The 21,206-nt window shown below is 67.6% G+C and carries 21 protein-coding genes and 1 pseudogene; 4 read left to right on the top strand and 18 right to left on the bottom strand.

Going from position 1 to position 21,206, the window contains the following annotated elements; genetic code table 11:
- The 4 genes and pseudogenes from BN972_RS07955 to BN972_RS07940 form a co-directional block, all read right to left on the bottom strand.
- Nucleotides 1-1,217 (bottom strand): annotated as a pseudogene (locus BN972_RS07955) (polyribonucleotide nucleotidyltransferase); the annotation flags it as partial.
- Nucleotides 1,218-1,548: 331 nt separating this feature from the next.
- Nucleotides 1,549-2,064 (bottom strand): LppU family putative lipoprotein, encoded by a 516-nt coding sequence (lppU, locus tag BN972_RS07950; RefSeq protein WP_036354821.1) that lies wholly within the window; start codon nt 2,062-2,064, stop codon nt 1,549-1,551.
- Between the two features lie 11 nt (nt 2,065-2,075).
- Nucleotides 2,076-2,345 (bottom strand): 30S ribosomal protein S15, encoded by a 270-nt coding sequence (gene rpsO, locus BN972_RS07945; RefSeq protein WP_036354818.1) that lies wholly within the window; start codon nt 2,343-2,345, stop codon nt 2,076-2,078.
- A gap of 111 nt (nt 2,346-2,456) precedes the next feature.
- Nucleotides 2,457-3,425: a bifunctional riboflavin kinase/FAD synthetase gene (locus BN972_RS07940; protein WP_036354810.1), complete on the bottom strand. Its 969-nt coding sequence runs from the start codon at nt 3,423-3,425 to the stop codon at nt 2,457-2,459.
- 101 nt (nt 3,426-3,526) lie between these two features.
- Here BN972_RS07940 and mntR point away from each other — a divergent pair, with 101 nt between their 5' ends.
- Nucleotides 3,527-4,231 carry a manganese-binding transcriptional regulator MntR gene (gene mntR, locus BN972_RS07935; protein WP_036354809.1) on the top strand — a complete coding sequence of 235 codons (705 nt, stop codon included), beginning with the start codon at nt 3,527-3,529 and terminating at the stop codon, nt 4,229-4,231.
- A 2-nt stretch (nt 4,232-4,233) separates the two neighbouring features.
- Here mntR and BN972_RS07930 read toward each other — a convergent pair whose 3' ends face one another.
- The 4 genes from BN972_RS07930 to BN972_RS07915 form a co-directional block, all read right to left on the bottom strand.
- A complete protein-coding gene (locus tag BN972_RS07930; protein ID WP_036354805.1) occupies nt 4,234-5,436 on the bottom strand; it encodes a lipid-transfer protein in 1,203 nt (400 codons plus the stop codon).
- Nucleotides 5,437-5,567: 131 nt separating this feature from the next.
- Nucleotides 5,568-6,455: a tRNA pseudouridine(55) synthase TruB gene (gene truB, locus BN972_RS07925; protein ID WP_036354802.1), complete on the bottom strand. Its 888-nt coding sequence runs from the start codon at nt 6,453-6,455 to the stop codon at nt 5,568-5,570.
- On the bottom strand, nt 6,452-7,132 hold the full coding sequence (gene pptT, locus BN972_RS28745) for a 4'-phosphopantetheinyl transferase PptT (protein WP_036354799.1): 681 nt from the start codon (nt 7,130-7,132) through the stop codon (nt 6,452-6,454). Before pptT ends, truB begins: the two co-directional genes overlap by 4 nt.
- Nucleotides 7,129-8,094 (bottom strand): metallophosphoesterase family protein, encoded by a 966-nt coding sequence (locus BN972_RS07915; protein ID WP_036354797.1) that lies wholly within the window; start codon nt 8,092-8,094, stop codon nt 7,129-7,131. The genes pptT and BN972_RS07915 overlap by 4 nt, the downstream gene beginning before the upstream one ends.
- Nucleotides 8,095-8,193: 99 nt before the next feature.
- Here BN972_RS07915 and BN972_RS07910 point away from each other — a divergent pair, with 99 nt between their 5' ends.
- A complete protein-coding gene (locus BN972_RS07910; protein ID WP_036354794.1) occupies nt 8,194-8,775 on the top strand; it encodes a DUF3558 domain-containing protein in 582 nt (193 codons plus the stop codon).
- 22 nt (nt 8,776-8,797) lie between these two features.
- Nucleotides 8,798-10,492, top strand: a complete 1,695-nt coding sequence (locus BN972_RS07905; protein ID WP_036354791.1) for a CocE/NonD family hydrolase — start codon at nt 8,798-8,800, stop codon at nt 10,490-10,492.
- Here BN972_RS07905 and BN972_RS07900 read toward each other — a convergent pair.
- Both BN972_RS07900 and BN972_RS07895 read right to left on the bottom strand, forming a co-directional pair.
- Nucleotides 10,451-10,996: a DUF1802 family protein gene (locus BN972_RS07900; protein WP_036354788.1), complete on the bottom strand. Its 546-nt coding sequence runs from the start codon at nt 10,994-10,996 to the stop codon at nt 10,451-10,453. The two genes, BN972_RS07905 and BN972_RS07900, sit on opposite strands and share 42 nt — an antisense overlap.
- On the bottom strand, nt 10,993-11,262 hold the full coding sequence (locus BN972_RS07895; protein ID WP_036356922.1) for a DUF2277 domain-containing protein: 270 nt from the start codon (nt 11,260-11,262) through the stop codon (nt 10,993-10,995). Before BN972_RS07895 ends, BN972_RS07900 begins: the two co-directional genes overlap by 4 nt.
- Before the next feature lie 102 nt (nt 11,263-11,364).
- Between BN972_RS07895 and BN972_RS07890 the strand changes: the two genes are divergently transcribed.
- Nucleotides 11,365-12,114 (top strand): enoyl-CoA hydratase, encoded by a 750-nt coding sequence (locus BN972_RS07890; RefSeq protein WP_036356919.1) that lies wholly within the window; start codon nt 11,365-11,367, stop codon nt 12,112-12,114.
- A 214-nt stretch (nt 12,115-12,328) separates the two neighbouring features.
- Here BN972_RS07890 and BN972_RS07885 read toward each other — a convergent pair whose 3' ends face one another.
- The 8 genes from BN972_RS07885 to infB form a co-directional block, all read right to left on the bottom strand.
- Entirely contained in the window at nt 12,329-13,417 is a 1,089-nt protein-coding gene (locus BN972_RS07885) for an ABC transporter ATP-binding protein (protein ID WP_036354785.1), read from the bottom strand.
- The gene (locus BN972_RS07880; RefSeq protein WP_036354782.1) at nt 13,410-14,723 is read right to left on the bottom strand and encodes an ABC transporter substrate-binding protein; all 1,314 of its coding nucleotides are present in this window, start codon (nt 14,721-14,723) and stop codon (nt 13,410-13,412) included. Before BN972_RS07880 ends, BN972_RS07885 begins: the two co-directional genes overlap by 8 nt.
- 2 nt (nt 14,724-14,725) lie before the next feature.
- A complete protein-coding gene (locus tag BN972_RS07875; RefSeq protein ID WP_036354779.1) occupies nt 14,726-15,553 on the bottom strand; it encodes a carbohydrate ABC transporter permease in 828 nt (275 codons plus the stop codon).
- On the bottom strand, nt 15,550-16,446 hold the full coding sequence (locus tag BN972_RS07870; protein WP_036354778.1) for a carbohydrate ABC transporter permease: 897 nt from the start codon (nt 16,444-16,446) through the stop codon (nt 15,550-15,552). Before BN972_RS07870 ends, BN972_RS07875 begins: the two co-directional genes overlap by 4 nt.
- 31 nt (nt 16,447-16,477) lie before the next feature.
- Nucleotides 16,478-17,779 carry an MATE family efflux transporter gene (locus tag BN972_RS07865; RefSeq protein WP_036354776.1) on the bottom strand — a complete coding sequence of 434 codons (1,302 nt, stop codon included), beginning with the start codon at nt 17,777-17,779 and terminating at the stop codon, nt 16,478-16,480.
- A complete protein-coding gene (locus BN972_RS07860; protein WP_036354774.1) occupies nt 17,772-18,797 on the bottom strand; it encodes a DHH family phosphoesterase in 1,026 nt (341 codons plus the stop codon). Before BN972_RS07860 ends, BN972_RS07865 begins: the two co-directional genes overlap by 8 nt.
- Complete coding sequence (gene rbfA / locus BN972_RS07855; RefSeq protein ID WP_036354772.1) at nt 18,760-19,278, bottom strand: 30S ribosome-binding factor RbfA; 519 nt, start codon at nt 19,276-19,278, stop codon at nt 18,760-18,762. Before rbfA ends, BN972_RS07860 begins: the two co-directional genes overlap by 38 nt.
- 6 nt (nt 19,279-19,284) lie before the next feature.
- On the bottom strand, nt 19,285-21,206 hold a 1,922-nt coding region (infB, locus tag BN972_RS07850), incomplete at its 5' end, for a translation initiation factor IF-2 (protein WP_036354770.1).

Below are 21,206 nucleotides of genomic sequence, written 5' to 3'. Positions count from 1 at the left end.
TGGTGGTTTCCCGGTCCCAGCGAGTCGATCTGCTGGGCCATCTTCATCATGTCCAGCGTGGTGATGCCCAGGATCTGAGTCTCGCCGCGCTCGAACAGGGCGCTGCCGTGCGCCCGCGGCACCACCGAGACCTCGGCCGACAGTGCGCGGATGTCGGTGATCCCACGACCGTCGATGCGGAAGTGGTCAGTGAGGATGCGCTGGCGGACCAGCTTCTTGGTCAGCGAGCGGAATGCGGCGCTGATCTCCTTCTCCCGGCCTTCGTAAGTCCCGGCTAGGCGCTCGAGGACCTCGGCCTTGAGCTCGTCGGTGCGCTGATCGCGCTCGGCCTTGCCGCCGATGCTGAGCGCCTTGGCCAACTCGTCGGTGGCCACCGAGGCCACCGAGTAGTACACGTCCTCCTCGTAGGCCGGGAAGACGGGGTAGTCGCTGGTGGGCTTGGCGGCCGCGTCGGCGAGCTCCTGCTGCGCGGCGCACAGCGCGGCGATGAACGGCTTGGCGGCTTCCAGTCCCTCGGCCACCACGGTCTCCGTCGGCGCCTGCGCGCCGCCCTCGATCAGCTCGACGACGCTTTCGGTGGCCTCGGCCTCGACCATCATGATCGCGACGTCCTTGTCGTCGCCCTCGCCGACGATGCGGCCCGCGACCACCATGTCGAACACGGCGCGCTCGAGTTGCTCGACAGTGGGGAATGCCACCCAGGTGCCGTCGATCAGAGCGACGCGCACGCCGCCGATCGGGCCGGAGAACGGCAGGCCGCCCAGCTGGGTGGACGCCGACGCCGCGTTGATCGCCAGCACGTCGTACAGGTCGTTGGGGTCCAGGCTCAGGATCGTCACGACGACCTGGATCTCGTTGCGCAGGCCGTCGACGAACGACGGGCGCAGCGGGCGGTCGATGAGCCGGCAGGTCAGGATCGCGTCGGTGGACGGGCGGCCCTCGCGGCGGAAGAAAGAGCCGGGGATGCGACCGGCCGCATACATCCGCTCTTCGACGTCCACCGTCAGCGGGAAGAAGTCGAAATGGTCCTTGGGGTTTTTGCTGGCGGTCGTCGCCGACAGCAGCATGTTCTCGTCGTCGAGGTAGGCGACGACGGCGCCGGCGGCCTGCTGGGCCAGGCGGCCCGTCTCGAAACGGACGGTGCGGGTACCGAAGCTTCCGTTGTCGATCGTGGCGGTCGACTCGTATACGCCTTCTTCAATTTCAGTCGCAGACATGACGTCAGTGCGGCCTCTCTGTCATTCAGCTGTTTCGCGAGTCGGTGCGCAACACGAAGCGTGCTCGGCGAGAGAACCAAGAAGCGGAGTCTGAATGCGGCTACGGCCATCGATCGAAGCGGCCGACCTTCCCTTTAATCCGGGGAGCCCGGCAGCCACTACCGAAGACCGCCCGATCAGACCGGGCTGCTCGCTCGCGACATGCTCAGCGACTCGCTGGGACGGCACATGCGGATCTGCGTGGACCGCACCAGCTGCTCGGGCCGACACGGCCCAGAACGTCCTTACTGTACACCGGGTACCCCCGACCTCGACGAATCTCTACCTGTCTCTACGTGCGAGGTCCGTTGCTGACGTCTTCGACGCACACAGCGAACCGGCGTGCGGGGTAGGCGTAGCCAAGCCCGCTGGCGCACTGGTCGACGCTGACGGGTGGGTCGAGATCACGAAGTATCTGGGTGGCGCGATGCCGGTGCGGCACCGAGGCATCGCCGCAGTCGACGCGGAACGGGTCGGTGCGGTGGTGCGGATCGACGCTCATGCAGCCGCCGATCACCCAGTCGATGTCCAGGCAGAGGGTGTTGCGGGCGCCGCTCATCGAATTGTGTGCCGTGTAGTAGGAGTCCACGTCGGTCGGGCATTGGGCCCGGTCACCGACGAGGGCTGCGACCTTGAAGTTGGATTGTGGGCCACCGCACGGCGCCTTGGCGGCTTCCGGACGGTCGGGCGTGCCGCCGAGATTGAGACAATCCCCCACTCTGAATTCGGTGAGATCGGGTCCTTTGGTCCCCGCCGAACACCCCGTCAATGCGCCGACCACGCTGGCTAGCGCGATCACGGCGCGCATCGCGCCAAGGTTCAGCGGCGCAGACCCAGGCGCTCGATCAGCGAACGGTAACGCTCCACATCCACCTGCGTGAGGTACTTGACCAGCCGCTTGCGGCGCCCCACCAGCAGCAGCAAGCCGCGGCGCGAGTGGTGGTCATGCTTGTGCACCTTGAGGTGCTCGGTGAGGTCCGCGATGCGCTTGGTCAACAGCGCGATCTGCGCCTCCGGCGATCCGGTGTCGGTCTCGTGCAGACCGTAGGACTTCAGAATCTCTTTTTTCTGCTCGGCAGTAAGCGCCACGAAACAACTCCATCAATAGGTCCGCGATCAGTGATTTCCCGGCGCGGCCACCGCGAACCGCAGCACGCGCCGATGTCGTCGGGCAGTCTAGCAGCGCGCCCGCGCCAGCGACTAACTCAGCAGCGCGCGGGTTCGCTCGGTGTCGTTGCCGATCTCCTTGACCAGCTCGGGCACCGAGCCGAACTTGCGCTGGCCGCGGATGCGGGCGACGAAGTCCAGCGCGACATGCTGGCCGTACAGGTCCGCGTCGGCGTCCAGGACGAACGCCTCCACCGTGCGGGTGCGGCCGGAGAACGTCGGATTGGTGCCGACCGACACGGCGGACTGATAGCGCTCGCCGGGCACGACGGTGCCGGTGGCCGGCCCGTGTCCAAGCACCGTGAACCAAGCGGCGTAGACGCCGTCGGCCGGGATCGCGGCATACATCGGCGGCGCCACGTTGGCGGTTGGATAACCCAGCTCCACGCCGCGCCCGTAGCCGCGGACCACCACGCCCTCGACGCGGTGCGGGCGGCCCAGCGCTTCGCTGGCCGCTCCCATGTCGCCGGCGTCCACGCAGGACCGGATGTAGGTGGACGAGAACGTCACGGTCTCGTTGCTGTGGTGTTCGGACAGCAGCGACATCGATTCGACGGCGAACCCGAACCGCTCACCCGCGCGGCGCAGGGTCTCGACGTTGCCGGCCGCCTTCTTGCCGAAGGTGAAGTTCTCGCCCACCACCACCTCCACCACGTGCAAGTTCTCGACCAGCAGCTCGTGCACGTAGCGCTCGGGGGTGAGCTTCATGAAGTCTGGGGTGAACGGCATGACCAGGAAGACATCGATGCCGAGCTCCTCGACGAGTTCGGCGCGGCGGGTCAGGGTGGTCAGCTGCGCCGGGTGGCTGCCGGGGTAGACGACCTCCATGGGGTGCGGGTCGAACGTCATCAGCACCGACGGCACGTCGCGGGCACGGGCGGCTTTCACCGCATGGGCGATCAGCTCGGCGTGCCCCCGGTGCACACCGTCGAAGACCCCTATGGTCAGCACGCATCTGCCCCAGTCCGTGGGGATCTCATCCTGGCCGCGCCACCGCTGCACGATCGCAAGCCTACGACGTGACCGCCCGCGACAAATCTCGTGGCGGGCAACCCGCCCGCCGCCACGCGGATTTAGGCCTGCGTTGCCTAAGATTTGTTGTTGTGAGGGCTGACGAAGAGCCTGGCGAGCTCACCGCGGTCGCCCAGGACTACCTGAAAGTCATTTGGACGGTCCAGGAGTGGTCGCCGGACGGGGCTCCGCAGAAGGTGAGCACCAAGCTGCTGGCCGAAAAGCTCGGGGTGTCCGCCAGCACCGCCTCGGAGTCCATCCGCCGCCTCGCCGAGCAGGGTCTGGTCGACCACGAGAAATATGGCGCGGTGACGCTGACGGAGTCGGGTCGGCGCGCGGCGCTGGCGATGGTGCGCCGGCACCGGTTGCTGGAAACGTTCCTGGTCGACGAGCTTGGCTACGGCTGGGACGAGGTGCATGACGAGGCTGAGATCCTCGAGCACGCCGTCTCGGATCGGATGATGGCCCGGATCGACGCCAAGCTCGGTTTTCCCCAGCGCGACCCGCACGGTGACCCGATCCCGGCCATCGACGGTCAGGTGCCCACCCCGCCGGCCCGGCAGTTGTGGGTCTGCGACGACGGCGACACCGGAAAGGTCGCCCGCATCTCCGATGCCGACCCGGAGATGCTGCGGTACTTCGACAGCGTCGGCATCAACCTGGACTCCCGGGTGCGGGTGCTGGCTCGTCGCGAGTTCGCCGGGATGATCTCGGTGTCGATCGAATCCGACGACGGCGCCGCGAGCACGGTCGAGCTGGGCAGCCCCGCGGCCCGGGCGATCTGGGTGGTCGGCTAGCCCTACCGCTCGGCGCGCTGGTAGGCGGTGACGACGGCCGCGCCGCCCAGGCCGATATTGTGCTGCAGCGCCGCCGTCACGTTGTCGACCTGCCGCTTGTCGGCGGTGCCGCGCAGCTGCCAGGTCAATTCCGAGCACTGCGCCAGCCCGGTCGCACCCAGCGGGTGTCCCTTGGAGATGAGCCCGCCCGACGGGTTCACTACCCAGCGTCCGCCGTAGGTGGTCTGGTTGTCGTCGATCAGCTTGGGGGCCTCGCCTTCGCCGCACAGCCCGAGCGCTTCGTAGAGCAGAAGCTCGTTGGCGGAGAAGCAGTCGTGCAGCTCGATCACCTGGAAGTCCTCGGGGCCGAGGCCGGACTGCTGGTAAACCCGTTGCGCCGCTTGCACATTCATGTCATGACCGATGATGTTGCGAGCGCTGCCGTCGAAGGTGGACTCGAAGTCGGTGGTCATCGCCTGCCCGACGATTTCCACGGCCTGGCCGGCGAGGTCGTGCGCGGCCACGTAGTCCTCGCTGGCCAGCACGACCGCGGCCGAGCCGTCGGAGGTGGGTGAACACTGCAGTTTGGTCAGCGGGTCGGAGATCATCTTCGCCGCCAGGATGTCGTCGAGGGTGTACTCCTCCTGGAACTGCGCGTACGGGTTGTTGACCGAGTGCCGGTGGTTCTTCAGGCCGATCTTGGCGAAGTGCTCGGCGGTGGTGCCGTACTTCTTCATGTGCTCGCGCCCGGCCGCCCCGAACATCCACGGCGCCACCGGGAAGGCGAATTCGTCGATCTCGGCCAGCGCCTTGACGTGCCGACCCATCGGTGATTCCCGGTCCTGGGCGCCGCCCTGCAGCGCGCCGGGCTGCATCTTCTCGAACCCCAGCGCGAGTACGCAGTCGGCCAGCCCGCCGCGGATCGCTTGCGCGCCAAGGTATAACGCGGTGGATCCCGTCGAGCAGTTGTTGTTGACGTTGACGATCGGGATGCCCGTCATGCCCAGTTCGTAGAGGGCGCGTTGGCCACTCGTGGAGTCACCGGAGCAGTAGCCGACGTAGCCCTGCTCGATCTCGGAGTAGTCGACACCGGCGTCTTCGAGGGCTTTGCTGCCGGACTCCTTGGCCATCTGCGGGTAGTCCCAGCCTTCGCGGCGGCCCGGCTTCTCGAATTTCGTCATCCCGACACCGACGACGAAAACTTTGTTGGCGCTCTTGCTAGGCATCGTTGCCCCTTTCCCACGCGGCGTGGGTCAAGTTTGCAATGTGGCGGTGCGGAGCGGTCCATCGGGTGCCGAGACTGAAGAATCGCAGGCCCCCACTCGAACTTCCGCTGCAGATTTTCAGTCTCGGCGAATCACAGGGTCGCCGGGCGGATGACGACGACCGATTTGGTCCGCGCACCCTCGTCCCGCAGCAGCGCGATCACCCGACCCTCGGCGTCGGTTGCCGCATAGACGCCCTCGATTCCGGCGGCGGTGAGCGGTCGGCCGTTGGCGCTCGCGTCGGCCTCCTCGGCATCGAGGTCGCGGCGGGGAAACATCAGCAGGCAGGCCTTGTCCAGGCTGAGGCTCAGCCGCGGGTGCTCCGCGAGCTCGTCGAGTGACGCCGCCTGGGTCAGGTCGAAGCGACCCACCCGGGTCCGCCGCAGCGCTGTCAGGTGCCCGCCCACCGCCAGCGCGTCGCCTAGGTCACGGGCCAACGCCCGGATGTAGGTTCCCGACGAGCAGTCGACGGCCACGTCGAGGTCGATGATTTCCGATCCGCGCCGGACCGCGGTGATGTCGAAGCGGTCGATGCGCACCGGCCGGGGTTGCAGCGCGACTGCCTGGCCTTCGCGGGCCAGTTGATAGGCCCGGCGGCCGCCGACCTTGATCGCGCTGACCGCCGACGGGATCTGGCTGATGTCGCCGCGCAGGTTTGCGACGGCGGCCGCGATAGCGTCGTCGGTGATGTGTTCGGTCGAGACCGATTGCAGCAGTTCACCTTCGGCGTCCTCGGTGGATGTCGACTGGCCCAGCCGAATGGTGGCGGCGTAGGACTTGTCGGTCGCGGTCAGCAAGCCGAGGATCTTGGTGGCCCGCTCTATGCCGACGACCAGCACGCCGGTGGCCATCGGGTCCAGCGTGCCCGCGTGGCCGACCCGGCGGGTCGCGAAGATGCGCCGGCAACGCCCCACCACGTCATGGCTGGTCATCCCGGCCGGCTTGTCGACGATCACCAGGCCGGGGCCGGTCGCGCTCACAGCACGATCGCCGTCAACACCAAACCCCGCTCCACCGACCAGCGTCCGGCCAGCGATGCCAGTGGCGGACCGGCCAGGGCGGCGGGGTCGATCAGGATGCGGGAGACGAACCGGCCGCTGTCGGCCGAATCGGCCTGAAAGGTGATGTGCGCGTCCTCGAAACCCAGCCACCGCTTGGTCAGCGGAAACCAGGCTTTGTAGGTGGCTTCCTTGGCGCAGAACAGGATTCGGTCCCAATGCAGACCCTCCGGCATCGCCTTGGGGATCTCGGCGCGCTCGGCGGGCAGGCTGATCGCGTCCAGCACACCATTGGGCAGCACGTCGTGCGGTTCGGCGTCGATGCCAACCGACCGCACCGCCTCGCTGCGCCCGACGACGGCGCCCCGATAGCCCGTGCAGTGCGTCAGGCTGCCGACGATGCCGTCCGGCCAGCATGGTTCACCCTTGTCGCCCTTGAGGATCGGCGCCGGCGGCACACCCAGTTCTCCTAGCGCGATGCGTGCGCAATGCCGGACGGTGATGAATTCGCTGCGCCGTTTGGCCACCGACTTGGCGATCAGTGGCTCCTCCTCGGGCAGCGGCGTGAGCCCCGGCGGATCCGTGTACAGCTCGGCGTAGCCCATCTCCCCGGCCAGCGTGTTGGGCAGCAGCGGCGACACCAGCGTGCGCGCCGTCACCGGTTCTGCCGCTGCCGCAACCGTTCCCGGAACTGGGTGGCCTGCGCCCTCATCTCGGGGGTGATCACGAAGTGACCGCCGAAGTCGTTCAGGTAGCCGGGTGCGTACTGCGGATCCGGCAGCACCTGGCGCAACCAGCTGTACGGCTTGCGCCGCCGCCACTCCCGCGGGTAACCGACCGACACCTCCTCGAACCGCACGTCGTCATACCAGGTGGTACGCGGAATGTGCAGGTGACCATAGACCGAGCACACCGCGTTGTAACGGGTGTGCCAGTCGGCGGTCAGGGTGGTTCCGCACCACAGCGAGAACTCCGGATAGAACAGCGCCTCGCAGGGTTCACGCACCAGCGGGAAGTGGTTGACCAGCACGGTGGGCTGCATCCAGTCCAGCTCCTCCAACCGGGCGCGGGTCTTGGCGACCCGTTCGCGGCACCACGCGTCGCGGGTGGGGTACGGCTCCGACGAGAGCAAAAACTCGTCGGTGCAGACCACATTCCGCTCTTTCGCGATCGCCAGGCCCTCGGCCTTACTGGCGGCGCCGGCAGGCAGAAATGTGTAGTCATACAGCAGGAACATCGGCACGATGGTGGCCGGCCCGCCGCGTTCGGTCCACACCGGGAACGGATGCTCAGGAGTGACGACACCCATCTCGTCGCACATGTTGACCAGGTAGTCATAGCGCGCGCGGCCAAAGATCTGCATCGGGTCCCGGTTGGTGGTCCACAGTTCGTGGTTGCCCGGCACCCAGATCACCTTGGCGAAGCGCCTGCGCAGCAGATCCAGCGCCCAGCGGATCTCGTCGGTGCGTTCGGCGACGTCCCCGCACACGATCAGCCAGTCGTCCGGTGACGAGGGGTGCAGCGACTCGGTGACCGGCTTATTGCCCAGGTGTCCGGTGTGCAGGTCCGAGACCGCCCACAGCGTCGGCTGTCCTCCGCCGCCCGACTCATGCCCTGCCACGGTTACCCACCCTAGCGACGAGGTGAATAGTTTCGCTGTGACCGGGCGAACGCTACTTGTACACTCCCGGCAATAGGACTGCCGAGAGCAGGGGGTGTCGTGTTTGCCAAGGTACGTCTGGCTGCAGCGCTGAGCGCGCTGGTCACCGCGATCATGGTGGGCTTAGCCGGCTGGCACTACCAGGCGCCCGGGGCGGGCCACGGCGCCGTCGAGTTGCGGTCGACCGCGCAACCGATGGAAACCACCATGAAGAGCCCGATCGTGGCGACCAACGACCCGAGCCCTTTCGACCCCTGCACTGACATCCCGTTCGACGCCGTTCAGCGACTCGGCCTGGCCTACACGCCTCCGCAACCGCTGGAGGGACTACGTTGCCAGTTCGACGCCGGCAATTACCAGCTCGCGGTGGAGCCGATCATCTGGCGCACCTACGCCCAGACGTTGCCACCCGACGCCATCGAGACCACGATCCAGGGCCACCGCGCCGCCCAGTACTGGGTGCTCAAACCCACCTATCACAACAGCTTCTGGTACATCTCCTGCATGGTCACCTTCAAGACCGACTACGGGGTGATTCAGCAGTCGTTGTTCTACTCGACGGTGTACTCGGAGCCGGACGTCGACTGCCCGTCCACGAATCTGCAGCGCGCCAACGAACTCGCTCCCTTCTACAAGTTCTGAGCCGATTTCCTAACCTGGGAACGTGAGCATCACTTCCCTGCGGCGCGACCAGGCAAGGTTGCGCCCACTGAGCACCGGCGGCCGGGCCGCGCTGGGCGCCTTGGGTGCGGCGTTGGGTCTGCCCCGCGCCAGCACCCGCTTCACCGTCAACCGCGTCGAGATCCCGATGCGCGACGGCGTTCGCCTGGTCGCCGACCATTACGCACCGCAGACGGCCACTCCCGCCGGCACCCTGTTGGCGCGGGGTCCCTACGGGCGCAAGTTCCCGTTCTCGTTGGCTTTCGCCCGGTTGTACGCCGCCCGCGGCTATCACGTCGTCCTGCAAAGCGTGCGCGGCACCTTCGGGTCGGGCGGCGAGTTCGAGCCGATGGTCAACGAGGCCGCTGACGGTGCCGACACGGTGGAGTGGCTACGTCAGCAGCCGTGGTTCACCGGCCGCTTCGCGACGATCGGCGTGTCCTACCTGGGCTTCACCCAGTGGGCGCTGCTCGACGACCCGCCGCCCGAGCTGGCCGCGGCGGTGATCACGGTGGGGCCGCACGATTTCCACGAATCCGTGTGGGGCACCGGAACGTTCTCGGTCGACTTCCTGGCCTGGAGCGAAATGGTCTCCCGGCAGGAGGATCCGCGCCGGGTCCGGGCCTTGATATCTCGCATCCGCGCGCCGCGCAAAGTGGCACGCGCCGCCGGCGAGGTCCCGCTGGGCAGGTCGGCACGCAAGGTGCTCGGCGCGGGTGCGCCGTGGTTCGAGTCGTGGCTGGGAAACACCGACTCCACCGACCCGTTCTGGGACCGGTTGCGCTTCCCGGCGGCCCTGGACCGGGCGTCGGTCCCGGTGCTGCTGCTGTCAGGTTGGCAGGACATCTTCGTGCGCCAGACCATGCAGCAATATCGGCACCTGCGCGACCGTGGCGTCGACGTCGCGCTGACGGTGGGGCCCTGGACACACATCCAGATGCTCACCAAAGGCCTGGCGCTGTGTGTGCGGGAAACCCTGGATTGGCTGGACACCCACCTAGCTGGCGCGCCGGCAGCGCGGCGGGAGAGCCCGGTCCACGTCTATGTCACCGGGCAGGGATGGCGCCACCTGCCTGACTGGCCCCCGGCCACCACCGAACGGTCGCTTTACCTGCAGCCCTACGGGCACCTGGGCGACACCCCACCGGAGATCAACACCCGGCCGGCCCACTTCCGCTATGACCCGGCGCATCCGACCCCGACCACCGGCGGTCCGTTGCTGTCGCCGAAAGGGGGCTACCGCGACGACACCGAGCTGGCGCTGCGCGACGACGTCCTCAGCTTCACCGGGGCCGCCCTGGACGCCGACCTCTACGTGTACGGCAACCCCGTGCTCGAGTTGGGGCACAGCTCCGACAACCCCCATGCCGACCTGTTCGTCCGGGTCAGCGAGGTCGACGCCAAGGGCCGGTCCCGAAATGTGAGCGACGGTTACCGGCGTCTGGCCGACGGCGAGCGCGACGTGCGCATCGAGCTGGACCCGATCGCGCACCGGTTCACCGCGGGCTCACGCATCCGCGTCCTGATCGCAGGCAGCTGGTTCCCCCGTTACGCCCGCAACCTGGGCACTGGGGAGCCGTTGCTGACCGGAAGTGAGTTGCGGGCGGCCACCCATTCGGTGCACTTCGGCGACTCCCGGTTGCTGCTGCCGACGGGCTCAGCCGACGGCGTCACGGACCCGGGCGGCGATCTCGGCTAGTTTCGAGGCGTCGTGCACCGGTTCGGTCCGGGCGGGATCGACGGGCAGCTGCACCCAGCTGGTGCAGCCCGCATATTCCGGGGTTCGGCTCAGCCGCACCGGCTCGGTGAGCGGGGCAGCGGAGACGACGAGCACGGCAAGCTTGTGTTTGGGCCGGAAGTCGAGCCGGTCCGCGCGCACCGACTCGGCCGTCCAGATATGCAGATCCTCGATGAGTTCAAGGCCATCCGGCCGGTTGACCGGCAGCGCGGCAACGACTTTCGCCGCTGCCCGCACGGTGATGTGGTCGTCGGTGCTGTCGTCGGCCGCAGACTCGAGCAGGTCCCGGTGCTCGGGCCGGACCCGCTGCGCGTGGCTGTGCGCGGTCGTCGGGAACAGCAGGAACTCCCGGGCCGCCACCTCGAAGCGCTTTTCACCGATCCCGCCCTTGCGCAACAGGATGGTCTGACGCCCGTCGAGTAGCGCGTGCACGGCGGCGCTCCACTCCTTGAGCGCCGGCCTCACTGCGAGCCCGCGAGCCGGGCGATGACTTCTGGCCGGCGCAGGGGCGGAACGGTCCTGGGCGGCTGCCGGCGTTGCGGCAGGGCGTCGAGCAGCCTCGCCGTGGTGGCGGCGACCTCGGCGACCGCCGCTTCGAAGGCGTCGGCGTTGGCCGCCGACGGACGCGTGATCCCGCTGACCTTGCGCACGTACTGGCGCGCCGCGGCCGCGATTTCCTGTGACGTTGCGGGTGGTTCCAGCCCGCGCAGTTCGGTGATGTTCCGGCACATGCTGTTCACGATAGGCGTCGTGTTGGGTTGCGTTGGGTGGAGCGAGCACACGCCCACGGGGGTGCCCATGCCGGCGACGGGCGCGTGGCTACGGTGAACGTCATGACCGACGACATCCTGCTGATCGACACCGAAGAGCGGGTCCGCACCCTGACCCTGAACCGACCGCAGTCCCGCAACGCGTTGTCCTCGGCGCTGCGGGACCAGTTCTTCGGCGCGCTGGCCGACGCGGAGAGCGACGACGCCGTCGACGTCGTCATCGTCACCGGCGCCGACCCGGTGTTCTGTGCCGGACTGGACCTCAAAGAGCTCGGCGGCCAGACCGCGCTGCCCGACATCTCGCCGCGCTGGCCGGCGCTGACCAAGCCGGTGATCGGCGCGATCAACGGTGCGGCGGTCACCGGCGGGCTGGAGCTGGCGCTGTACTGCGACATCCTGGTCGCTTCCGAGCAGGCGCGGTTCGCCGACACGCACGCGCGGGTGGGCCTGCTGCCGACCTGGGGGCTCAGCGTGCGGCTGCCGCAGAAGGTGGGCGTGGGCCTGGCCCGGCGGATGAGCATGACCGGCGATTACCTGTCGGCGGCCGACGCGCTGCGGGCGGGGCTGGTCACCGAGGTGGTGCCGCACGAGCAGCTGTTGCCCACCGCACGGCAGGTCGCGGCGTCCATCGTCGGCAACAACCAGGGGGCGGTCCGCGCGCTGCTGGCCTCCTACCACCGGATCGACGACGCACAGACCAGCGGCGGGCTCTGGCTGGAGGCCGCCGCGGCTCGGCAGTTCCGGACCAGCGGCGACGACATCGCCGCCAACCGCGAGGCGGTTATCAAGCGAGGCCGCTCGCAGGTGCGCTAGCGGCGATCGCAAGCGCGGCGGAGCCGGGCGAAGCGGGTCGCCGCCATTAGACCGAGCGGCGATCGCAAGCGCGGCGAAGCCGGGCGAAGCGGGTCGCCGCCATCAGACCGAGCGGCGATCGCAAGCGCGGCGAAGCCGGGCGAAGCGGGTCGCCGCCATCAGACCGAGCGGCGATCGCAAGCGCGGCGAAGCCGGGCGAAGCGGGTCGCCGCCATCAGGCCGAGCCCACCCGGGTCTCGGTTCTGCTGTCGAAGAAGCGCACCTCGTGCGGGTGCGGCACGATCGCCAACTCCTCTCCCACCCGCACTGCCGTGCGACGGTCGGTGCGGAACACGATTCGTTCGGCGAGCGACGTCCAACCCTCCCGCCCCACCGGCGTCGCGTAGACGAAGGATTCGAAGCCGAGTTCCTCGACGAGCTCGACGTGCACCGTCAGCGAACCCTCTGCGCCGGCGGGCACCACGTCCCAGGATTCCGGCCGAATACCGACCAGCACCCGCTCGGCGGTTCCACGGGGCACGGCAATCCTCAAGTCGGGCGAGCACACCACACCGTCTGCCACCGCGGCGTCGATGAGGTTCATCGACGGGGCGCCGATGAACGTGGCGACGAAGGTGTTGACCGGGTTGTCGTAGAGGGCGCGCGGGGTGTCGACCTGTTGCAGCACACCGTCTTTGAGCACGGCGACCCGGTCCCCCATGGTCATCGCCTCCACCTGGTCGTGGGTGACGTAGACGGTGGTGGTGCCGAGCTGACGTTGTAGCCCGGAGATCTGGGACCGGGTGCTGACCCGCAGCTTGGCATCCAGATTCGACAGGGGCTCATCCATACAGAACACCTGCGGCCGGCGCACGATCGCGCGTCCCATTGCCACTCGCTGGCGTTGCCCGCCGGACAGCTTCGCTGGCTTACGGTCCAGCAGCTCAGTCAATTCCAGCATCGCGGCGACTTCCTGGACACGCAGGCGTGTGTCGGCGCGCGACATGCCGGCATTGCGCAAGGCAAATCCCATGTTGGCGGCCACCGTCATGTTCGGGTACAGCGCATAGTTCTGAAACACCATCGCCACGTCCCGCGCCCGCGGCGGCAGATCGGTGACGTCCACATCCCCAATCGTGATGCGCCCGCTCTCAACGGTTTCCAGTCCCGCCAGCATCCGCAGGGTGGTGGACTTGCCGCAACCCGAAGGCCCGACCAGGACCAGGAATTCGCCGTCGGCGATCTCGAGGTCCAGGTTGTCCACCGCCAGCCCTGGCGCGCCGGGGTAGCGATGGCTGACCGCACGATACCGCACTTCAGCCATGCCGGAATCCCGAGAGCTTGCGTTTGATCTGGCGATCGTAGATGACCTGCAGCTGTTTGTTCATGTCGCCGAATGTCGCACTGACGTCGGATCCCTTCAGCCCGATGGACTCCAGTCCGGAGGCGATGACACGATCGGCGCCGGGCAGGAAGACACGGGCATAATCCTGCGGGCGGGTATGCACTAGCTGATCGAAAGCGACTCGGGCATTCGGGTTTTCGGTGAGATAGCGCTGCTCACTCGGGTCGCTGACCGCAGACTTGCGCACGGCGAGGTAACCGGTGCGCTGGCTGAAGTAAACGGTGGATTGCGAGCTGGTGAGGTAGGCAATGAACTTCAGAGCGTTGAGCTTTCGTTCGTCGGACAACTTTGCCGGGATGGCCAGTCCGGCCCCGCCGGTTGGGCAAGCGGGTGTACCGCCGGGACCCGTCGGCAACGGCGCTACACCAAAGTCGAATCTGGCCGCGGCGGTGATGCCGACGAGCGCGCCCGTCGACGCCACCGCCGAGGCCAGAATGCCGGTGGCGAACTCGTTGGCGACATTGTTGGCGACCACGGCATACCTGCTGCCGTGGATGGAGTCGCGAAAAAAGTTGCCGGCCGCAATGGTCGCCGGGTCGGTGAACTTCAGGTCCCATCTGTCCGAATATGCGCCTCCGAACGCCCAATTCGGCCCTTCGAACGTCCAGGAGATGGCTTCGGAATTCGCCCAGCCGTGTGCCCAGTTCCTGGCGCCAACCACATGCTGCAATCGCGGACCCCATTGCGCGAACTCCTGCCAGGAGACCGGTCCGCGATCCGGCAGGCCGGCGCGCTCCCACACGACTTTGTTGTAGTAGAACAGCGGCGTCGAACGCGCATAGGGCAACGCATAGTGCCGGCCGTCGAACTCGTAGTCGGCCAGCAACGAGTCCACATAGTCGGGGGTGTCCACGCCCACTTCACGCATCAGCTCGTCGAGTGGCGCGAGGACACCACTCAGGGCGAAGTGAAACCACCAGATATCGTCCAGCACAACGACATCCGGGACATCAGTTCCGATCAGCGCGGCGTTGAACTTCTGCGCCACTTCGTCGTAGTCCTTGCCGGCGTCGATCAACTTCACCTGCAGGCCGGGGAACTCCGCCTGGAAGCGGCCGATCAGCTCCCTTTCCACCGCGGTCGACATTCCAGGATGATTGGACCAGAACGTCATCGGTCCGTTTCCGGACTTGACCGCACCGCTGCCGCCCATTCCCGCGCACCCGGCCGTCATACCCACCGTGCCGGTCAGCTCGAGAAACTGCCTGCGGGTCACGGTATCCACGGCTAACCTTTGACCGCGCCGGAGGTGAGTCCCTTGATCATCTGCCGTTGCAGCGCAACGAAGATGAGCAGGATAGGCAGCATCGCCAGCAGCGTGACCGCCATCACCGGGCCCCAGTTGGTCACTCCCTCGGCCTGCTGCAGGAACGTCAGCCCCACCGGCAGGGGCGCCACCGATTCGTCGTCGGCCATCAGGAACGGCCAGAGGTACTCGTTCCACTCGTTGACCACGGTGATGAGGCCGAACGCCACCATGGTGGGTCCCGACATCGGCAGCACGACGCGCAGCAACAGCTGCCACCACCGCGCCCCGTCCATCCGGGCGGCTTCGATCACCTCGGCGGGCAAGGACAGGAAGTGGTTGCGCATCAGGAAGGTTCCGAACGCGACGCCCGCCAGCGGCAGGATGATGCCCGGGAAAGTGTTGCGCAGGCCCAATTGAGATATCAACGCGTAGTTGGAGATCACTGTGATCTGGTTGGGCACCATCAACGCGGCGATGATCAACAGGAACACCGCGTTGCGGCCGGGGAACCGGATGAACACCAGCCCGAAGGCGCTGAACACGCCGAGGACAAACTTCGCCAACGCCAGCGAAGAGGTGAGAACCACCGAGTTCCGCAGAAAGGTCCAGAACGGAATCTGTTGGGTGGCAGTCCGATAGTTCTGCGGATGCCAGTGCGGCGGCCACCAGGTGGTCGGCTGGGAGTAGATGTCGGGCTGCTCCTTGAACGAGGTGAGGAACACGAACGTCAGCGGCCCGGCGACGAGTGCCACCACCAGCAGCATTGCCAAGTAGCCGAACACGCGGGCCAGGCGCGCGGACCTCATCGGTGCTGACCCCGATCCATCACCCGCACCTGGTAGTAGGTGATCGCCAGCAGCACCAGAAACATGATGGTGGCGACCGTGGCGCCGTAGCCGGCGCGGAAGTTCCGGAAGGTCTCCAGGTAGACCTGGTACACCATCGTGGTGGTGCCGGTGCCCTCCGGCCCGCCCCGGGTCATCACGTTGATGACGTCGAACACCTGCAACGAGTTGATCAGCACAGTGATCGACAGGAAGAACGTCGTCGGACGCAGCTGCGGCAACAGCACTCGGCGAAACGTCGTCCACCGGCTCGCACCGTCGATCTCGGCCGCCTCCAACAGGTCTCGGCGCACGCCTTGCAGCGCCGCCAGATAGATGACGAACGTGTAGCCGAGGTTCTTCCACACATAGGTGACGACGATCATGAACATCGCCCAGCGCGCGTCCTGGTAGAAGTCCGGCACGCCGGCCCCGAGTCGGCGCAGCAGATCCTGCACCAGGCCAAAGTGCGGGTCGAAGACGAACTGGGCGGCCAGACCGATCGCCGCCCCCGAGATCACAAACGGCGCAAACACCGTGGACCGCACCAAGTTTCGCCCGCGCAGCGGCTGGTCCAGCAGCATGGCCAGCGCCAGCCCCAAAACCATCGAACCGACCACCGCCGCGACCGTGAAGATCGTCGTGTTCAGCACGATCTGCCGTGTGTCGCTGCGGGTGAACCACTCCGCGTAGTTGGAGAACCCGACGAATTCGGCTCGCGGATCCGAGATGTTCCAGTCGAAGAACGACAACCGGATGTTGTCGGCCAGCGGCCGGTAGATGAACAGCATCAGCAGCGCCAGGTTCGGCCCGACCAGCACGACGAACAACGCGTAATCGCCCCACGACCGACGCCGGGTCCGTTGGGTCGTCACCGGCGCAGTGTAGCGCCGGGACGGGCCGGACTCAGCGAGTGCCGGTCACCGCCCAGCGTCCCGACACGGTGCGCCAGCCACCGAAGATCAGCCGCAGCACCATGAACGTGCTCAACCCGGACCAGATGCCGGCCAGCCCCCACCCGTAAGCCAGGGACAACCAGATCAGCGGGAGGAATCCGATCAGCGCACTCACGACGGTGGCGGTGCGCATGAAGGCGGCGTCTCCGGCGCCCAGCAGGACTCCGTCCAGCGCGAAAACGATTCCGGCAACCGGCAACTGGGCCACCAGGAACCACCACGGCACCGCTACCGCGTTGAGCACCGACGGGTCGTCGGTGAACAGGTCGGGCAGCACCCCGGCACCGACCCCAAAGACGGTCGCCAACAACGCGGCGGCCAGCAGCGAGAACAGCGTCACCCGCCACGCCACCCACTTGGCGTGGGCCGCATCGCCCGCCCCGAGCGCCGCGCCCACCAGGGACTGAGCCGCTATCGCCAGCGAATCGAGCACCAGCGCCAGAAACGACCACAGTTGCAGCACGATCTGATGGGACGCCAGCGCGGCGGCGCCGAACCGGGCCGCCACCGCGGCGGCCGAGACATAACAGGTCTGGAAAGCCAGGCTGCGCAGGATCAGATCGCGTCCCATCACGAGCTGGGCTCGCAACGCGGCGCGGTCCAGCCGCAGCGGCACCCGCTCGGCCAGCAGGGCACCGCAGAACAGCAGCGCCGCCAGCCACTGCCCGCACAAATTGGCCACCGCGGAACCGGGCAATCCCATCCTGGGCAGGCCGAACCAGCCGAATACCAGCGACGGGCACAGCAACGCCGACACCCCGAACCCGGTGACCACATAGCGCAGCGGCCGCACGGTGTCCTGCACCCCGCGCATCCATCCGTTTCCGGCCAGCGACACCAGGATCGCCGGCACGCCCAGGATCGCGATCCGCAGCCACGGCAGGCCCGCTGAAGCGATCTCACTACCCGAGGCGATCGCCGATACCACCGGCACCGCCGTGGCCTGCACCACCGCCACGATCACCGCGCCCAGGCCCAAACCCAGCCAAGTCGCCTGCACCCCTTCGTTCACCGCCGTCGCGCGGTCGGCCGCCCCGAAGTACCGGGCCGCGCGTGCCGTCGTGCCGTAGGACAGGAAGGTGAGCTGGGTGCTGACCAGACCGAGAACCAGGCTGCCGATCGCCAGACCGGCCAGGGCCACCGCCCCGAGCCGGCCTACCACCGCGGTGTCGAACAGCAGGTACAGCGGCTCGGCGGCCAGCACACCCAAGGCGGGCAAGGCCAGCCTGGTGATCTGACGAAAATCAGCCAAGAGCCGCGCGCAGCGCCGCCACCACGTCGTCGATGGAACCGGTGGTCGAGTAGCCGGCCGCAAGACGGTGCCCGCCCCCGCCGAATCCGGACGCGACGGCGGCCAGGTCCACATCGGTCTTGGCCCGCATCGAGACCGACCACTGCCGCGGGTCGACCTCCTTGAACACCGCTGCGACTTCGGCCTCCTGCGTGGTGCGCACGATGTCGACCACGCTCTCCACCTCCTCGGGGCGTGAACCGAGCCAGTCCTGGTGGGCGACAACGGCATACACCAGTCCGCGGCCGTCGACCGCCTCGGGCATCAGCCGCGCGGAAGCCAGGACCCGCGACAGCAGCGGCAACCACGCGAACGGATGGCTGTCCATCAGCGACCGGCTGATGGACGCGTTGTCCACACCGATCTCGAGCAGCCGGGCCGCCAGCCGGAACGCCCGCGGGCTGGCCCAGCGGAATGACCCGGTGTCGGTGGTCAGCCCGGCGTAGATGCAGTGCCCGACCGCCAGGTTGATCGGCTTGCCCCACGCGTCGAGGATCTCGGCAACCATCATCGTCGTCGAATCCGCGGACGCGTCAACGAAATTCGCCGTCCCGAACAGGCCGTTGGACGCGTGGTGGTCGATGACCAGCATCTGCTGGTCGGGGTCGGCCAGCTCGCGCAGCCGGCCGAGCCGATGAATGCTCGGCACGTCGACGGTCACCACCAGGTCAACGTCGCGTCGCAGCTCCTCGGGCCCGACCAGCAGCTCGCATCCGGGCAGCGAGCGCAGCGACTCCGGCAGTGCCGCTGGGGCGGCGAAGCTGACCTGCACCTTCTTGTCGCAGTCGTCCAGCACCAGGGCCAGCGCCAGGCCCGCACCGATGGTGTCCGCGTCCGGGTGGACATGGCAGATCACCGCGACGGTGTTCGCGGTCTCCAGCAGTTCGGCGGCGCCGACCGCGTCGACGCGCGCCCCAGGAAGGCGAGGCATGCCCGTCAGCTCAGTCTTCGGATCGATCTTGCGATCGGTTGTGGTCATCGGTGTCCTTAGCGTCGCCAAGTCCCCCGGCAGCCGGCGTCTCGGCCGCCGACCCACTATCACGGTACGGGTCGGCCTCCCCAGCCGGCTTCGCACCCACCCGAACCCTGGCCAGATCGGCGTCGGCGGCGCGGGCACGAGCCAGCAGCTCCTCCATCCGATTGACCGCGTCGGTCGTGGTGTCGCGCTCGAACGTCAGGGTGGGCGTGAACCGCACGCCGGTGCCCGCACCCACTTTGGTGCGCAGCACCCCCTTGGCCCGGTCCAGCGCCGCGGCGGCGCCGGCCAGGTCCGGCTCGTCGTCCAGTGTCGGACCCATCACCGTGTAGTAGACGGTCGCATCGTGCAGGTCGTTGGTCACCTTCGTGTCGACGATGGTGACCCCGGCCAGCCTCGGATCCTTGATCTCGTACTCGATCGCCGAGGCGACGATGGTGCTGATTCGTTTGGCCAGGCGGCGCGCCCGAGCGGGATCAGCCATGCCAGGTCACGACCGTTCCTTTTGCACGAGCTCGAAGGACTCGATGACGTCGCCTTCCTTGATGTCGGAATACCCCAGCGTCAGACCGCACTCGAAACCTTCGCGGACCTCGGTGACGTCGTCCTTCTCCCGCCGCAGCGAGTTGATCGTCAGGTTCTCGGTGACCACGATATTGTCCCGCAGCAACCGCGCCTTGGCGTTGCGGCGCACCACACCCGAGGTGATCATGCAACCGGCGATGATGCCCACCTTGGAGGACCGGAAGATCGCGCGGATCTCCGCGCGGCCCAGCTGGTTCTCCTCGTAGATCGGCTTGAGCATGCCGCGCAGGGCCTTCTCGATCTCGTCGATCGCCTGGTAGATCACCGAGTAGTACCGGATGTCCACGCCTTCGCGGTTGGCCAGCTCCGTCGCCTTGCCTTCGGCGCGCACGTTGAAGCCGATGATCACCGCGTCTGAAGCCGACGCCAGGTTCACGTTGGTTTCGGTGATGCCACCGACGCCGCGGTCGATGACGCGCAGCTGCACCTCGTCGTCGATCTCGATCCCCATCAAGGCCTCTTCGAGCGCCTCGACCGTACCGGCGTTGTCGCCCTTGAGGATCAGGTTCAGCTGACTGGTTTCCTTCAGCGCCGAGTCCAGGTCCTCCAGGCTGATCCGCTTTCGGCTGCGCGCCGCCAGGGCGTTGCGCTTGCGGGCGCTGCGCCGGTCGGCGATCTGGCGGGCGATGCGGTCCTCGTCGACAACCAGGAAGTTGTCACCGGCGCCGGGCACCGAGGTGAACCCGATGACCTGCACCGGCCGCGACGGCAGCGCCTCCTCGACGTCGTCACCGTGCTCGTCGACCATGCGTCGAACGCGGCCGTACGCGTCGCCGGCCACCACCGAATCGCCGACCCGCAAGGTGCCGCGCTGGATCAGCACGGTGGCCACCGGCCCGCGACCGCGGTCCAGGTGCGCCTCGATGGCCACACCCTGGGCTTCCATGTCGGGGTTGGCGCGCAGGTCCAACGCCGCGTCGGCGGTCAGCAGCACCGCTTCGAGCAGCGCCTCGATGTTGGTGCCCTGCTTGGCCGAGATGTCGACGAACATCGTGTCGCCACCGAAATCTTCTGCCACCAAACCGTATTCGGTGAGTTGGCCGCGGATCTTGGCCGGGTCGGCGCCTTCCTTATCGATCTTGTTCACCGCCACCACGATCGGCACATCCGCGGCCTGCGCGTGGTTGATGGCCTCAACCGTCTGCGGCATCACGCCGTCGTCGGCCGCTACCACCAGGATCGCGATGTCGGTGGCCTTGGCACCGCGAGCACGCATGGCGGTGAACGCCTCGTGACCGGGGGTGTCGATGAAGGTGATGAGCCGCTCGTTGCCGTCCAGATCGACAGCCACCTGGTACGCACCGATGTGCTGGGTGATGCCGCCGGCCTCGCCCTCGCGGACGCTGGCCTTACGGATGGTGTCCAGCAAGCGGGTCTTACCGTGGTCGACGTGGCCCATCACGGTGACCACCGGCGGGCGGGTCTGCAGGTCTTCCTCGCCGCCCTCGTCTTCGCCGTAGGTCAGGTCGAAGGACTCGAGCAGTTCTCGGTCCTCGTCCTCGGGGCTGACGACCTGAACGTTGTAGTTCATCTCGCTGCCCAGCAGCTCGAGCGTCTCGTCGCCCACCGATTGCGTGGCCGTCACCATCTCGCCGAGGTTGAACAGCGCCTGCACCAGCGAGGCCGGGTTGGCGTTGATCTTGTCGGCGAAGTCGGACAGCGAAGCGCCTCGGGCCAGCCGGATCGTCTCGCCGTTACCGTGCGGCAGCCGCACGCCGCCGACGACCGGCGCCTGCATGTTCTCGTATTCGGCGCGCTTTGCCCGCTTCGACTTGCGGCCACGCCGCGGCGCACCGCCCGGACGACCGAACGCACCGGCCGCGCCGC

The sequence above is a fragment of the Mycobacterium asiaticum DSM 44297 genome (assembly GCF_000613245.1).
Taxonomy (GTDB): domain Bacteria; phylum Actinomycetota; class Actinomycetes; order Mycobacteriales; family Mycobacteriaceae; genus Mycobacterium; species Mycobacterium asiaticum.
Note: the sequence above shows the minus strand (reverse complement) of the source record. Positions and strands in the feature narration are given on the sequence as shown.

What these genes read in the sequence shown, in the direction of transcription:
- lppU (WP_036354821.1), bottom strand. Translation starts at nt 2,064, where the DNA reads ATGCGCGCCGTGATCGCGCTAGCCAGCGTGGTCGGCGCATTGACGGGG.
- BN972_RS07930 (WP_036354805.1), bottom strand. Translation starts at nt 5,436, where the DNA reads ATGCCTAGCAAGAGCGCCAACAAAGTTTTCGTCGTCGGTGTCGGGATG.
- BN972_RS07895 (WP_036356922.1), bottom strand. Translation starts at nt 11,262, where the DNA reads ATGTGCCGGAACATCACCGAACTGCGCGGGCTGGAACCACCCGCAACG.
- BN972_RS07890 (WP_036356919.1), top strand. Translation starts at nt 11,365, where the DNA reads ATGACCGACGACATCCTGCTGATCGACACCGAAGAGCGGGTCCGCACC.
- BN972_RS07885 (WP_036354785.1), bottom strand. Translation starts at nt 13,417, where the DNA reads ATGGCTGAAGTGCGGTATCGTGCGGTCAGCCATCGCTACCCCGGCGCG.
- BN972_RS07875 (WP_036354779.1), bottom strand. Translation starts at nt 15,553, where the DNA reads ATGAGGTCCGCGCGCCTGGCCCGCGTGTTCGGCTACTTGGCAATGCTG.
- BN972_RS07860 (WP_036354774.1), bottom strand. Translation starts at nt 18,797, where the DNA reads ATGACCACAACCGATCGCAAGATCGATCCGAAGACTGAGCTGACGGGC.
- rbfA (WP_036354772.1), bottom strand. Translation starts at nt 19,278, where the DNA reads ATGGCTGATCCCGCTCGGGCGCGCCGCCTGGCCAAACGAATCAGCACC.